This is a genomic window from Lysobacter sp. KACC 24251 (assembly GCF_057747755.1).
The window spans coordinates 1,308,699-1,321,678 of sequence record NZ_CM173222.1 but is presented as its reverse complement, the minus strand read 5'-3'; the positions used below and the strand labels follow the sequence as shown (position 1 = coordinate 1,321,678).

General features: G+C 67.8%; 13 protein-coding genes. 7 read left to right on the top strand and 6 right to left on the bottom strand.

Annotation, left to right across the window (positions count from 1 at the left end; genetic code table 11):
• The first annotated feature begins 49 nt into the window (after window positions 1-49).
• From AC3ARF_RS06290 to AC3ARF_RS06280, 3 genes are all read left to right on the top strand, one after another.
• Window positions 50-2,125, top strand: a complete 2,076-nt coding sequence (locus AC3ARF_RS06290; protein WP_498931297.1) for a DEAD/DEAH box helicase — start codon at window positions 50-52, stop codon at window positions 2,123-2,125.
• Between the two features lie 24 nt (window positions 2,126-2,149).
• Complete coding sequence (locus AC3ARF_RS06285; protein WP_498931295.1) at window positions 2,150-3,010, top strand: EamA family transporter; 861 nt, start codon at window positions 2,150-2,152, stop codon at window positions 3,008-3,010.
• Window positions 3,011-3,072: 62 nt separating this feature from the next.
• Window positions 3,073-3,828, top strand: coding sequence for a type 1 glutamine amidotransferase (locus tag AC3ARF_RS06280; protein WP_498931293.1), 756 nt, complete (start codon window positions 3,073-3,075; stop codon window positions 3,826-3,828).
• Here AC3ARF_RS06280 and AC3ARF_RS06275 read toward each other — a convergent pair.
• Window positions 3,811-4,707 carry a pseudouridine synthase gene (locus tag AC3ARF_RS06275; protein ID WP_498931291.1) on the bottom strand — a complete coding sequence of 299 codons (897 nt, stop codon included), beginning with the start codon at window positions 4,705-4,707 and terminating at the stop codon, window positions 3,811-3,813. The two genes, AC3ARF_RS06280 and AC3ARF_RS06275, sit on opposite strands and share 18 nt — an antisense overlap.
• A 49-nt stretch (window positions 4,708-4,756) precedes the next feature.
• Between AC3ARF_RS06275 and AC3ARF_RS06270 the strand changes: the two genes are divergently transcribed.
• Together AC3ARF_RS06270 and AC3ARF_RS06265 are read left to right on the top strand one after the other, a co-directional pair.
• Entirely contained in the window at window positions 4,757-5,341 is a 585-nt protein-coding gene (locus AC3ARF_RS06270; RefSeq protein WP_498931289.1) for a YaeQ family protein, read from the top strand.
• Between the two features lie 14 nt (window positions 5,342-5,355).
• Entirely contained in the window at window positions 5,356-6,546 is a 1,191-nt protein-coding gene (locus AC3ARF_RS06265) for a BaiN/RdsA family NAD(P)/FAD-dependent oxidoreductase (RefSeq protein WP_498931287.1), read from the top strand.
• A 44-nt stretch (window positions 6,547-6,590) separates the two neighbouring features.
• Here the strand turns inward: AC3ARF_RS06265 and AC3ARF_RS06260 are convergent, their stop codons facing one another.
• Window positions 6,591-6,743: a hypothetical protein gene (locus tag AC3ARF_RS06260; RefSeq protein WP_498931285.1), complete on the bottom strand. Its 153-nt coding sequence runs from the start codon at window positions 6,741-6,743 to the stop codon at window positions 6,591-6,593.
• 176 nt (window positions 6,744-6,919) lie between these two features.
• Between AC3ARF_RS06260 and AC3ARF_RS06255 the strand changes: the two genes are divergently transcribed.
• Window positions 6,920-7,360, top strand: coding sequence for an FKBP-type peptidyl-prolyl cis-trans isomerase (locus tag AC3ARF_RS06255; protein WP_498931283.1), 441 nt, complete (start codon window positions 6,920-6,922; stop codon window positions 7,358-7,360).
• A 16-nt stretch (window positions 7,361-7,376) separates the two neighbouring features.
• On the opposite strand, the gene AC3ARF_RS06250 is transcribed toward AC3ARF_RS06255, so the two are convergent.
• On the bottom strand, window positions 7,377-9,053 hold the full coding sequence (locus AC3ARF_RS06250) for a serine hydrolase (protein ID WP_498931281.1): 1,677 nt from the start codon (window positions 9,051-9,053) through the stop codon (window positions 7,377-7,379).
• 129 nt (window positions 9,054-9,182) lie between these two features.
• Here AC3ARF_RS06250 and AC3ARF_RS06245 point away from each other — a divergent pair, with 129 nt between their 5' ends.
• Entirely contained in the window at window positions 9,183-10,430 is a 1,248-nt protein-coding gene (locus AC3ARF_RS06245; protein WP_498931280.1) for a TIGR03862 family flavoprotein, read from the top strand.
• Here the strand turns inward: AC3ARF_RS06245 and AC3ARF_RS06240 are convergent.
• The 3 genes from AC3ARF_RS06240 to AC3ARF_RS06230 all read right to left on the bottom strand — a co-directional run bounded on the left by AC3ARF_RS06240 (window position 10,414) and on the right by AC3ARF_RS06230 (window position 12,882).
• Window positions 10,414-10,758 carry a RidA family protein gene (locus AC3ARF_RS06240; protein WP_498931278.1) on the bottom strand — a complete coding sequence of 115 codons (345 nt, stop codon included), beginning with the start codon at window positions 10,756-10,758 and terminating at the stop codon, window positions 10,414-10,416. The two genes, AC3ARF_RS06245 and AC3ARF_RS06240, sit on opposite strands and share 17 nt — an antisense overlap.
• Window positions 10,755-11,513 carry a sulfurtransferase gene (locus tag AC3ARF_RS06235; RefSeq protein WP_498931275.1) on the bottom strand — a complete coding sequence of 253 codons (759 nt, stop codon included), beginning with the start codon at window positions 11,511-11,513 and terminating at the stop codon, window positions 10,755-10,757. Before AC3ARF_RS06235 ends, AC3ARF_RS06240 begins: the two co-directional genes overlap by 4 nt.
• 97 nt (window positions 11,514-11,610) lie before the next feature.
• Complete coding sequence (locus tag AC3ARF_RS06230; RefSeq protein WP_498931273.1) at window positions 11,611-12,882, bottom strand: MFS transporter; 1,272 nt, start codon at window positions 12,880-12,882, stop codon at window positions 11,611-11,613.
• Between the last annotated feature and the right edge of the window lie 98 nt (window positions 12,883-12,980).

The window sequence follows — 12,980 nt, the reverse complement described above, 5'->3', positions numbered from 1 at the left end:
CTGTTCGATCCCCGACCGGCCGCCACGGCGGCGCCAACGAGACTTAGCGATGAGCGCCGAGACGCCCGCAACGCCAGAATCCCCCGAAACCCCGACGATCAAGTTCACCGACCTGGGCCTGCCCGAGTCGCTGCTGAAGGCCTTGAGGGACGTCGGGTACGAGTCACCATCGCCCATCCAGGCCGCCACCATCCCGCCGCTGCTGCAGGGCCGCGACGTGCTGGGCCAGGCCCAGACGGGCACCGGCAAGACCGCCGCCTTCGCCCTGCCCGCCTTGGCGCAGATCGACCCGAAGCAGTTCAAGCCGCAGGCGCTGGTGCTCGCGCCGACCCGCGAACTGGCCATCCAGGTGGCCGAGGCGTTCCAGAAGTACGCCGTGAACATGCCGGGCTTCCATGTGCTGCCAATCTATGGCGGCCAGAGCTACTACCCGCAGCTGCAGGCGCTCAAGCGCGGCGTGCACGTCGTGGTGGGCACCCCGGGCCGCGTGATCGACCACCTCGACCGCGGCACCCTGGACCTGTCCGAGCTGCGCTGCCTGGTGCTGGATGAAGCCGACGAAATGCTGCGCATGGGCTTCATCGACGACGTCGAGAATGTGCTCAAGAAGACCCCGGAGACCCGCCAGGTCGCGCTGTTCTCGGCCACCATGCCGGCGCCGATCAAGCGTATCGCCCAGACCTACCTGAAGGATCCGGTCGAAGTCTCGATCAAGGCCAAGACCACCACCGCGGCCAACATCCGCCAGCGCTACTGGTCGGTCAGCGGCGTGCACAAGCTGGACGCCATCACCCGCATCATCGAGGCCGAGCCGTTCGACGCGATGATCGTGTTCGCGCGCACCAAGCTGGGCACCGAGGAACTGGCCGAGAAGCTGTTGGCACGCGGCGTGTCCGCGGCGGCGATCAACGGCGACGTGCAGCAAGCCCAGCGCGAGAAGACCGTCCAGAACCTCAAGGACGGCAAGATCGACGTGCTGGTGGCCACCGACGTGGCCGCGCGCGGCCTGGACGTGGAGCGGATCAGCCATGTGCTGAACTACGACATTCCGTACGACACCGAGAGCTACGTCCATCGCATTGGCCGTACCGGCCGCGCCGGGCGCAAGGGCGAGGCGATCCTGTTCGTGACGCCACGCGAGCGCGGCATGCTGCGCGCGATCGAGCGTGCCACCCGCCAGCCGATCGAGCCGATGGAACTGCCGAGCATCGAGACGGTGAACGAGCAGCGCGTCAACCGCTTCCTCGGCAAGATCGGCGAGGCGCTGGAAAGCAGTGAACTTGGCCTGTTCCGCGAGATGATCGAGCGCTACGAGCGCGAGAAGAACGTGCCGGCCATCGAGATTGCCGCAGCGCTGGCCAAGCTCTTCCAGGGAGACACGCCGCTGCTGCTGGCCGCACCGACCCGACCGGAGCGCGCCGCGCCCTTCGAGCAGCGCGGGCGCGATTTCGGCGACCGCGAACGCGGCGCGCGACCGCAGCGCGAGTTCCGCGAGCGCGATGAGCGCCCGGCCCGCGAGCCGCGCGCCTTCGCCGAGCGCGAGCGTGCGCCGCGCCACGCCGAGCGCCAGTTCACGCCGCCCGCCTACAACCCGCCCGCCAACGCCGGCGAGGCGATGTTCGACGACCACGCCGATGCCGCGCCAGCGCCGCGGCCCGCCCGCGAATTTGATGCGCCGCGGGGAGCCGAGGCGGGCATGGAGACGTTCCGCATCGAGGTCGGCCACGTGCACGGGGTCAAGCCGGGCAACATCGTCGGCGCGATCGCCAACGAGGCCGAACTGGAAAGCCGCTACATCGGCCGCATCGACATCCGCGATGACCACAGTCTGATCGACCTGCCGGAAGGCATGCCGCGGGAAGTCATGGAGCACCTGAAGAAGGTGCGCGTGGCTGGCCAGCAGTTGCGCATCAGCCGACCGGGCCAGGGTGGCTGGCGTCAGAGCCAGCACCAGGGACACGACGAGGGCCGTCCGGCTCGCGCGCATGACGATCGTCCGCGTGGTGGACACGGCGACGACCCGCGTCCTCGCGGCCCGCGGCCGCAGGGCCCGCGCCCGCATGACGGCCGTCCTGGCGGTCGGCCGCACGGCACAGGACCCCGCAAGCCGTTCAAGCCGCGCTGATCGCCCTCCTGCGGCAACGGGTCGATGCACCTGATCCTGTTCAGCGCGGTTTGCAGCGTGCTGGTGTCCGTACTGCTGAAAATAGCGCCAAGGCACCGGCTGGACGTGGCCCAGCTGGTGACGTGGAATTACCTGGCCGCCACGGGGTTGTGCGCATGGATCCTGCAGCCCCCGCTTGACAGCCTCCAGGCGCCCGATGCGCCCTGGCCGGCGCTGCTGGGGCTGGCCGTGGTACTGCCCTCGCTGTTCCTGGTGCTGGCCGCGGCGGTGAAGTCCGCCGGCATCGTCCGGACCGACGTGGCCCAACGCCTTTCCTTGCTGCTGTCGCTGATTGCCGCGTTCACCCTGTTCGGCGAGCGCGTCGACGGGTTGCGGCTGGCGGGGCTCGCGCTGGGGCTGCTGGCCGTGGCGGGGATTGTCATGCGCCCCGAGGCTACCGTGACGGATCGTCGCGGCTGGGGCCTGCTGCTGGTCGTGTGGATCGGCTTCGCGGTGGTGGATGTGCTGCTCAAGCGCATCGCGCTGGCCGGCATGCCGTCGTTGGCCTCACTGCAGGTCGCCTTCGCCCTCGCCTTCCTGTTGATGCTCAGCTGGCAACTGCTACGCCAGGGGCGCGGAACGGCACGGCTTGACCTGCGGAACTTCGCGGCGGGCCTGCTGCTGGGCGTGCTGAACTTCGGCAACATCGTCTTCTATGTGCGCGCCCATCAGGCACTGCCGGGCAACCCGTCGGTGGTATTCGCCACCATGAACATCGGTGTGGTGGTCCTGGGCACGGCGGTGGGCGTGCTGGCCTTCGGCGAGAAGACCAGCCGCTGGAACCGACTCGCGATCGGGCTGGCCATCGGCGCAATCGGGCTGATTGCGGCGGCCCCGAAGAGCTGAGCGAACATCGCCATCTTCCGCATGGCTTGGCATAGTGGGCCTGACAAGCCACAACCGCCGCCATGTCACGCCTACTGGTCTTCCAACACGTCGCCGCCGAGCCGTTGGGCACCCTGGACCCGCTGATCCGGCGGCGCGGGCACCGCATCCGCTTCAAGAACTTCGAGCGGCACCCGGAAACGCAACCTAACGTCGACCGCTACCGCGGACTGATCGTGCTGGGCGGGCCGATGAACGTGGAGGACCACACCCACCGCGCCCACCTGCTGACCGAGATGCGTGCAATCGAACGGATGTTGCAGCTGGGCCGCCCGGTACTGGGCATCTGCCTGGGAGCGCAGTTGCTGGCCCATGTGCTGGGTGCACCGGTGCAGCGCCACTCCGTGCCGGAGATTGGCTGGCACCGGCTGCAACTCACCGGCCCCGGCAAGGCGGACCCAGTGCTGGCGCCGCTGGGCGACGAGGCGCCGGTTTTCCAGTGGCACCGCTACAGCTTCCACGTCCCGCCCGGCGCCGAACATCTGGCGCGGACCGACGGCTGCGACCCGCAGGCATTCCGCTACGGCGCCAACGCCTACGGGTTCCAGTTCCACCTGGAAATGGACCAGGCCCTGGTCGAGCGCTGGCTGGCCAATCCGGACTACCTGGCGGAACTGGCCGCTCACGGCCACGCCACGGATGCCGACGCGATCCGCGCCCACACACGCGCGCACATCGGCTCAATGCAAGCCCACGCCGACGTGGTCTTCAACCGGTTCCTGGATCTGGTCGGGCGGCCCCAACGGCGCTACACCCTGCCCTCAAGGGAATGGGTCTAGGCGGAAACGACTCTCAAAGTGCCGTGGACTGCCATCAATCGGGTCGGAAAATCTCAATGTGCGTGCGAGCAGCCTGAGGGGCTTCGTGAAGTCATCATCCTCGCGCTGCCGCACCTCGGGATACACCGCGTCGTTGGCAATCGGCGCGCCCATCGCCGCCATGTGCACCCGCAACTGATGCTTCCGCCCGGTGACCGGCTCCAGCCGGTAACGCCAAAGCCCTTCACCCCGGGTGAGCACGTCGAGCCGGGTTTCCGTATTGGCGGTCCCCGGCACCTCCCGCATGCGGAAGAAGGGTTCTCCGGGCTCCAACCGCGACCTGTGAACCCGGGGAAATTCCAGCCCCGGCAGTGCTGGCGCGAGCGCCTCGTAGCCCTTGGTGATGCAGCGGTCGCGGAACAGCGCCTGGTAGGCCGCTCGCGTGTCCGGATGGGCTGCAAACAGCACCAGCCCGGCGGTATCGCGGTCCAGGCGGTGCAACGGCACCAGATCGGGGTTGTCCAGCCGTCGCATCAGCCGCCCAAGCAGGGTCTCGTGGACATGGCGGCCGGCAGGCGCCACCGGCAGAAAATGCGGTTTGTCAGCCACCACGAGGTGCGCATCGACGTGGACCAGGGTCTCTTCGAAGGGAATCCGGGGTTCCTCGACCACCTCGCGGTAATAGTGGATATCGGCGCCGGGCCGATACGGCGCGTCGTCGCGCATGGGGCGACCGGCGGCATCCAGAATCCGCCCCCGCGCGAACCGATCACGCCAGGTTGCCTCCGGAATGGCGGGAAACAACGCGCAGAGTGCTTCAAGGGCCGTCCCCCAAGGTCCCGGTGGCAGTTGGATATGGCTGGCCGGAAGACCGTCGATGGCAGGCGGGCGAGTACGCATGACCTAGAATGACGGATTCTCTTTCCCGGCGCCCGCCGGCAGGCACCCCATGGCAGCGAAAGCCACCGTCGTCAAAGCCGAGATGCAGGTCAGCGACATGGACCGGCACTACTACGCGTCGCACAATCTCACCCTCGCCCAGCACCCGTCGGAAACCGACGAGCGGCTGATGGTGCGGTTGCTGGCGTTCGCGTTGAGTGCGGATGAGCGGCTGGAGTTCGGCAAGGGCCTGAGCAGCGATGACGAGCCCGACCTGTGGCGCCGCGACTACACCGGCGACATCGAGCTGTGGATCGACCTGGGCCAGCCGGACGAGTCGCGCATCCGCAAGGCATGCGGCCGGTCACAGCAGGTGCTGGTGGTCAATTACGGGGGCCGCAATGCTGACGTCTGGTGGGAAAGGAACGCGGTGGGACTGTCCCGACTGAAGAACCTCAGCGTGATCGACATCGACGCTGCCAGCGTCGAGGCGGTCGGTGCAATGCTGGAACGCGGCATGCGCCTGACCGCGATGATCCAGGACGGTGAATTGCAGTTGATGAGCGAAAGCACCAACGTCGCACTGCGACCCCGGGTACGGATGGTGTCTGCGGCAATGGCCGCGGGCGGGATGTCCAACCTGCAGGTCGCCTGAGCAACACCGTCACGATGCAGCACTACGACGTCATCATCATCGGCGGTGGCGCCGCCGGCCTGATGTGCGCCATCACGGCAGGACAGCGCGGGCGACGCGTGCTGGTCGTTGACCACGCCAACCGCGTGGGCAAGAAGATCCTGATGTCCGGCGGCGGGCGCTGCAATTTCACCAACACCGGCACCACCCCGGCCAATTACCTTTCCGCCAACCGCCATTTCTGCAAGTCAGCCCTGGCGCGCTACACGCCCTGGCATTTCATCGAGATGGTGGAGCGGCATCGCATCGCCTATCACGAGAAGGAGCTCGGCCAGCTGTTCTGCGATGAGTCGTCCAAGCTCATCGTGAAGATGCTGCTGGATGAGTGTGCCGGGGCGGGAGTGCGTATCGAAACCAGTTGCAGCGTGGAGCGCGTGCTGCACGGCGAAGGCACGGCCGAGGCGCCCTTCCGCCTGCACACGACCCACGGCGTGTTCGTCGCAACTTCGCTGGTGGTGGCCAGTGGTGGATTGTCGATCCCCAGCATGGGCGCCAGCGGTTTTGGTTACGAACTTGCGCGCCAGCTTGGCCACGCCGTGCTGCCCACTCGCGCGGGGTTGGTGCCGCTGACGCTAAGTGGCAAGCACCAGGAGCGACTGGCGGATCTCAGCGGATTGGCACTGCCGGTCACCGCCACCTGCAACGGCCAGTCCTTCAGCAATTTCATGCTGGTCACCCACCGCGGCGTCAGCGGGCCGGCCATCCTGCAGATCTCCTCGTACTGGCAACCGGGTGACGAGCTGCACCTCGACCTGCTTCCCGGACAGGACGCGTTGGACACCCTGCAGCGCTGGCAGCGCGAACGTCCCGCGGCCGAACTGAAGACGGTGCTGGGCGATGCATTGCCCAAGCGCTTTGCCCAACGCCTGTGCGAGCACTGGCTGCCCAACCGGCCCATGAAGCAGTTCAACCTACCCGAGCTGCGGCAGATCGCGGAGGTGCTGCAGGCATGGCCCCTGGTGGCCAGCGGCACCGAGGGTTACCGCACCGCCGAAGTCACCCTGGGCGGGGTGGATACGGACAGTCTGTCATCCACCACGATGCAGTCGCGCCGGGTGCCCGGGCTGTACTTCATCGGCGAAGTGGTGGACGTGACCGGCTGGTTGGGTGGCTACAACTTCCAGTGGGCTTGGGCATCCGGCCATGCGGCCGGGGAAGCGGCGTAACCCGCGCCGACACACAGCTCAACGCGATGGCGCCGACCGGGCCGTCAAAACAAGGTGGGCAGCCCCAGGATCGGTGCGAGGACCCAGTACAGTCCGAACAGAACCAGCCCCCACATCAGCAGCTTCATGGCGAACCCGGCCACCTTCAGCGCCAGGTACAGGCCGACCACCACGATCACGATGCCAATCCAGCTCATGCACGCCTCCAATGTGTCCTGGTCGCAGGGTACGTGCAGCTCTTGGCACCCGGCAACCCATGCCCAGTCACTGGAATCGGGCTAACCTTTCGCCTTCGCAATCTCAACCACGCGTGTCGCGCCGCTCGATCACCGGCATCGGAGGGGTGGCCGCCGCCCCATTTCCGGACCCTGCCATGCACCCAACCCGCCTCCTGCTTGCCCCCTTGCTGGGCCTGCTGCTCACCGCGTGCGCCGATCCGGGCCCGCCGCCCGGCGGAAGCGTGGCCGAGCTGCAACGCATGGACCAGACCACCGGCAGCGGGCCGGTGGCGGTGCCGGGCAGCGACGTCACCGTGCATTACACCGGTTGGCTTTACGACGAGCGCCGACCGGACAAACGCGGCAAAAAGTTCGACAGCTCGGTGGATCGGGGCGAACCCTTCACCTTCCTGCTCGGCGCGGGACGGGTGATCCGCGGCTGGGACGATGGCGTGGCCGGCATGCACGTGGGCGGAAAGCGTGTGCTGATGATCCCCGCGCACATGGCCTATGGCCGCAAGGGCGCGGGCGGCGTAATCCCGCCCAACGCCTCGCTGGTGTTCGAGGTCGAACTGCTAGCCGTCAAGGCGCACTGAGCGCCCCGAGCCACCCTCACTTCGCGGGGGCGGCGTCCGCCTTGACCGGCACCAACCGCAGGTCGTGGAAGTCGAAGCTGAAGTCGGTCTGCGGCGAAATCGCCTTGATCCGAACCTCGGCGACGTTTCCATCCGCATCAAGGCTGAAGTTCACGAAGGCGTCGGCGTTGAGCCAGCGCTGGTGCCACCGGACGATGAACGTGTCGTGCTGCCAGTGCGACAGCGTGCCAACCAGCGACTTCGTGCGGCTGAAGCGCATCACCAGCTTGCCCTTCTCCTGCGCGATGGAGACGTCGCCGTACCAGGCATCCCGGTAGGTGCCGGCATACTTCGCCAGCGGCAACGAGGGCTTGGACTTCGCGTCACGCGCCTGCTCGTGCTTTTGCCAGCTTTCGTCAGCCTTGGCCTCGGCCTTCGCCACCGCCGCGGCGTAGGCGTTCACCCAGTCCGTGCGCGGCGCATCCAGGAACGCATCCAACGCGCGCATCGTCACCGCGTTGAACGCCGCTCCCACTTCGGCACTGGTCAGCACCACCACGCCCAGCTTGTGCTCGGGCACCAACGTCAGCCGCGACACCATGCCCGGCCAGCCGCCGGTGTGCCAGACCAGCTTGCGGCCGCGGTAATCCGACAGCTGCCAGCCTTCCCCGTAGCCGAGGAAATTGGGCTTGACCGCGCTCAGTTCCGGCACTGAAGGCTCCTGGATGTTCATCGGGGTGATCACCGACCACATGGCCTTCTGCCGCTTCGCACTGAATAGTCGCTTGGCGTCGTCACCCTCGCCCGCCATCACGCCGCCATCCAGCTGCACGCGCATCCACTTCGTCAGGTCGTGCGCGCTGGCGTACAGGCCACCGGCACCCGACACGTTGTGCCAGGTCATCGGGGCGACGGGCTCCAGGTCCTTGAAGTCGGCCTTGGCGTGACCCGTCGCCACGTTGTCGTTCGGCTTGAGGTGGTCGCTGTTGAAGCGCGTCTCCGTCATGCCGAGCGGCGCGAAGATGCGGGCCTGCAGGAAGCCGTCGAAGGTCTGCCCGCTCGCCTTCTCGATCACCAGCTCCGCCACGCCATACAGGATGTTGTCGTAGGCGTACTGGCCGCGGAAACTGCCGGTCAGCGGCACGTCCTTCAACCGCCGTGCCACCTCCTCGGTGGTGTAGTCGGTGCCCGGCCAGTACAGCAGGTCGCCGGCACCAAGACCCAAGCCGCTGCGGTGCGCCAACAGGTCCCGCAGGCGCATCTCGTGGGTGACGTACGGGTCTGCCATGCGGAACCACGGCAGGTGGTCGATGACGCGATCGTCCAGCGAGAGCTTGCCTTCGTCGGCAAGGATGGACAGCGCAGCCGCAGTGAACGCCTTCGTGTTGGAGGCGATGGCGAACATGGTGTGTTCGTCCACACGCGCGGGTTTGCCCATCTCGCGCACGCCATACCCGCGCTCCAGCACCACTTTGCCATCCTTGATGATGGCGACCGCAATGCCGGGCACGTTGAACTGCTGGCGCACGCGCTCAACGTAGGTGTCGAAGTCGCGCAGTTGCTCCGGCAGCGTCGCGTCGCGCGATTGCGCGGGTTGCGCTTGCCCGGTCGCCGCGGGACTCGCCTGTCGGACGGGCGTATCGGCCCATACGGGAAGCGTCGCACTGCCCCAGATCACAACGGCCAACAGGGCGGCAAGACGGTTCGGGCGCATGGGGTCGGTCTCCTCGATGATCAGGCGTGGTGCCAGCCGGCGAAGATACCGCACCCGGCCACTCGCGCCCCGTTGCCGGGGTCATGGGCCAACCGCGGCATAATGGCGCGCCCCACTGCGCCCCTGCCCATGCCCGCATCCCGCCACAACGCTCCTGGTCTGGTCGTCATTGGGGGCGGGCCCGCCGGCCTGATGGCCGCTGAGGTGGCGCGTGCCGCCGGCATCGACGTGGACCTCTACGAGGCCATGGGCTCGGTGGGTCGCAAGTTCCTGATCGCCGGCAAGGGCGGCCTCAACCTGACCCATGCCGAGCCGCGCCCGGCGTTTGATCAGCGCTACCGCGACCGTGCGCAAGCCGTCGGTCGCTGGCTGGATGATTTCGATGCCGTCGCGCTGCGCGAATGGGCACGCGGCTTGGGCGTGGAGACCTATGTCGGCAGCTCCGACCGCGTATTCCCGCTGGACCGGAAAGCCGCGCCACTGCTGCGCGGGTGGGTACGGCGACTGCGGGAACAGGGCGTGCGATTCCACGTACACCACCACTGGCTCGGCTGGACCGACGACGGTGCACTCCGCTTTGCGTCGCCTGCCGGCGATGTGGAAGTCCTGGCCCCGGCAACGCTGCTGGCACTGGGCGGCGGCAGCTGGCCCGAGCTCGGCTCCGATGGCGCCTGGGCGCCGGTGCTGGCCGCGCAGGGCATCGATGTGGCCGAGCTTCAGCCGGCCAATTGCGGCTTCGACGTGGGCTGGAGCGAGCATCTGGCGCAGCGCCATGCCGGGGCGCCGCTCAAGCCCGTGGTCGCGCACTGGCACGATGCGGAAGGCGTCGAGCACAGCCTGCAGGGCGAGTGCGTGCTCACCGCAACCGGCATCGAGGGCAGCCTGATCTACGCCCTGTCCGCGCCTCTTCGCGAGGCCATCGCCGCCAATGGAGAAGCCCGCCTGTGGCTGGACTTGGCTCCGGGCCGCGACCTGGAGCACCTCAAGCGGGGCCTCGCCAAGCCTCGCGCCGGCCGCAGCATCAGCGAACATCTGCGCCGCCAGGCAGGGCTGGTCGGCGCCAAGGCGGCGCTGGTGCATGAGGTGCTGGGCCGCGACGGCATGCAGGATCCGGATGTCATCGCCACGACCATCAAGCGCCTTCCACTGATCCTGACCCAGCCGCGGCCGCTGGCCGAGGCGATCAGCACGGCCGGCGGTGTCCGGCTTGAAGCCTTGGATGATGCGCTGATGCTGCGCCAGCATCCCGGCGTGTTCTGCGCCGGTGAGATGCTCGATTGGGAGGCGCCGACGGGCGGCTACCTGCTCACCGCCTGCTTCGCCAGCGGCCTGCGGGCGGGCCGCGGCGCGGTGGCGTGGCTCAAACGGCCGCGGTAACCACGATCTCGACCTTCCACGCCGCGTCCGCCAGGTGCGCCTGCACCGTGGCACGGGCCGGCGCCTGGCCCGGCACCACCCACGCGTCCCAGGCGCGGTTCATGCCGGCGAAGTCCGCCATGTCACGCAGGAAAATCTCGGCACGCAAAAGGCGGGTCTTGTCAGTGCCGGCCTTGGCCAGCAGTGCATCGATCTCCGCCAGCACCTGGCGGGTCTGGCCTTCGATGTCCTGGCTGGTGTCTTCGGGAATCTGTCCCGCCAGGTAGGCCACGCCGTTATGGACCACGGCCTCGGACATGCGGGGGCCGGCATCGATACGGTGGATCATGGGACAACTCCAGAAGTCTGGACTGCATCCACCAGGGGCTGCAGTTGCGGATCCAGCGCCACGCGCTCGTCGAAAACGAAGCAGCGCCCGTCGTAGTGGGCGCCGCCCACCTGTTCAAAGTAGCCGAGGATTCCCCCGTCCAGCTGCAACACGTTGTCCATGCCGTCGGCGCGCATCCACAGTGCCGCCTTCTCGCAGCGGATGCCGCCGGTGCAGAAACTGACCACCGTGGCATCGCGCAGGGCATCGCGGTGTGGTGCCAGCGCCTCGGGCAGGTCGGTGAAGTTGTCGATGGGCAGCGTCAGCGCCCCCGCAAACGTACCGAAGCCGAACTCCTCGCGGTTGCGGGTATCGAGCATGACCACGCGGCGCCCGGCATCGTCGTGGCCCTGGTCAAGCCAGCGGGTCAGCGTTTCGGGCGTGACCGCCGGGGCACGGCCCACCAGCGGGGAGGCGTCGTCCCTGCGGAAGGCGATGATCTCGCGCTTCAGCTTGACCTTCAGGCGCGCGAACGGCTGCGCGGCACTGTGGCTGTACTTGACGAGGATGTCGGCGAATCGGGCGTCGGCGCGCAGGTGTGCCAGGAACGACTCGATGGCCTCCGCATCGCCCGCCAGGAAGATGTTGATGCCTTCGCCGGCCACCAACACGGTACCCAGCAGGCCGCCCTCCCCGGCCCATCCGCGAGCGGCCGCGGCCAACGCCGCGGGGTCGTCCACGGCTACGAAATGATATGCGGCGATATTGACGATCATCGACCCATTTTACGCGCAGGCCTACGCGAAAACCGGAATGGCGGCCTGCGAGGCACCTGAGAAGTGCGACGCCAAGCGCCTTGACACCGCTCCGACCTCAGGTGGCCCTCGCCGGACGTATGGCCAGGAGGGCGAGCAAGGTCAGCACGGCAGCCGCGACGAGGTAGAGCCCGACCGACACCAATCCGTAGCGACCCGCCAGCCAGGTTGCGATGTACGGCGCCAGCGAGGCGCCCAGGATGCCCGCGAGGTTGAACGCCAGCGACGCGCCCGTATAGCGGACCGCGGCGGGAAACATTTCCGCCAGGATCGTGCCCACCGGCCCGTAGGTCAGCCCCATCAACGCCAGCCCCAACGACAGGAACAGCAGTGTGCTCCCCATGCTGCCGGCAACGAACAGCGGCGCAAATACCAATCCGAAGGCGAGGATGGCGACTGTCGCGGCAATCATGGCCCGCCGGGCACCCACCCGATCCGCGTACAGCGCGGACACCGGGATGGTCAGCGCAAAGCACACCACTCCCACCATCTGCAGCCCCAGGAACTGCTCGCGCGTGTACCCCAGCTGAGAGGTGCCCCAGCTCAGCGCGAACACCGTCATCAGATAGAACAGCACGAACGTGGCCAGCGCGCCGAAGGTGCCCGCCAGGAGCGCGCGCGGATGCGAGCCCAGTACCACCAGCATCGGCAGGCGTACCCGCTCTTCGCGGTCCAACACCCGCTGGAAGTCGGGCGTTTCGCTCAACCGCAGGCGGATCCACAGGCCGATGAACACCAGCGCCGCGCTCCCCACGAACGGGATGCGCCAGCCCCAGGCGAAAAACTGCGTATCGCTCATCACTGCGGTCAGCAGCAGGAAGATGCCGGTTGCGAGGAAGAACCCGAGCGGCGCCCCCAATTGCGGAAACATCCCGTACCAGGCGCGCTTGCCCGGCGGCGCGTTCTCGGTGGCGAGCAGCACCGCCCCGCCCCATTCGCCACCGAGTCCCAAACCCTGGCCAAACCGGCACAGAGCCAGCAATGCCGGCGCCACCAAACCGATGCTGGCGTAGGTCGGTAACAGGCCAATCGCGACGGTGGACAGGCCCATCGTCAGCAGCGCCGCGACCAGGGTGGCCTTGCGCCCCACGCGATCCCCGAAGTGGCCGAACACCGCCGAGCCAATGGGCCGGGCGAAGAACGCCAGCGCAAACGTCGCCAGCGACTGCAGCGTTGCGGTGACTGGATCACCGGCCGGAAAGAACAACTTCGGGAACACGAGAACGGCAGCCGTCGCGTAGATGTAGAAGTCGAAGAACTCGATCGTCGTGCCGATCAGGCTGGCGAACAGCACGCGCGCCGGCGAGTTTCCCTGCTTGGCTGGAGGCATGTGGAGGCTATCAATGGGTGGGTTCCACGCCCATGGACCCCTGCCAACCCCGCAGGCGCCCCTCCCCGGGCCGGATGCCGCCACGATAACTGCCGCTC

Excerpts from the sequence above, each read along its gene's own strand:
- AC3ARF_RS06290 (WP_498931297.1), top strand. The coding sequence starts at position 50 with ATGAGCGCCGAGACGCCCGCAACGCCAGAATCCCCCGAAACCCCGACG.
- AC3ARF_RS06285 (WP_498931295.1), top strand. The coding sequence starts at position 2,150 with ATGCACCTGATCCTGTTCAGCGCGGTTTGCAGCGTGCTGGTGTCCGTA.
- AC3ARF_RS06280 (WP_498931293.1), top strand. The coding sequence starts at position 3,073 with ATGTCACGCCTACTGGTCTTCCAACACGTCGCCGCCGAGCCGTTGGGC.
- AC3ARF_RS06275 (WP_498931291.1), bottom strand. The coding sequence starts at position 4,707 with ATGCGTACTCGCCCGCCTGCCATCGACGGTCTTCCGGCCAGCCATATC.
- AC3ARF_RS06270 (WP_498931289.1), top strand. The coding sequence starts at position 4,757 with ATGGCAGCGAAAGCCACCGTCGTCAAAGCCGAGATGCAGGTCAGCGAC.
- AC3ARF_RS06265 (WP_498931287.1), top strand. The coding sequence starts at position 5,356 with ATGCAGCACTACGACGTCATCATCATCGGCGGTGGCGCCGCCGGCCTG.
- AC3ARF_RS06260 (WP_498931285.1), bottom strand. The coding sequence starts at position 6,743 with ATGAGCTGGATTGGCATCGTGATCGTGGTGGTCGGCCTGTACCTGGCG.
- AC3ARF_RS06255 (WP_498931283.1), top strand. The coding sequence starts at position 6,920 with ATGCACCCAACCCGCCTCCTGCTTGCCCCCTTGCTGGGCCTGCTGCTC.
- AC3ARF_RS06250 (WP_498931281.1), bottom strand. The coding sequence starts at position 9,053 with ATGCGCCCGAACCGTCTTGCCGCCCTGTTGGCCGTTGTGATCTGGGGC.
- AC3ARF_RS06245 (WP_498931280.1), top strand. The coding sequence starts at position 9,183 with ATGCCCGCATCCCGCCACAACGCTCCTGGTCTGGTCGTCATTGGGGGC.
- AC3ARF_RS06240 (WP_498931278.1), bottom strand. The coding sequence starts at position 10,758 with ATGATCCACCGTATCGATGCCGGCCCCCGCATGTCCGAGGCCGTGGTC.
- AC3ARF_RS06235 (WP_498931275.1), bottom strand. The coding sequence starts at position 11,513 with ATGATCGTCAATATCGCCGCATATCATTTCGTAGCCGTGGACGACCCC.
- AC3ARF_RS06230 (WP_498931273.1), bottom strand. The coding sequence starts at position 12,882 with ATGCCTCCAGCCAAGCAGGGAAACTCGCCGGCGCGCGTGCTGTTCGCC.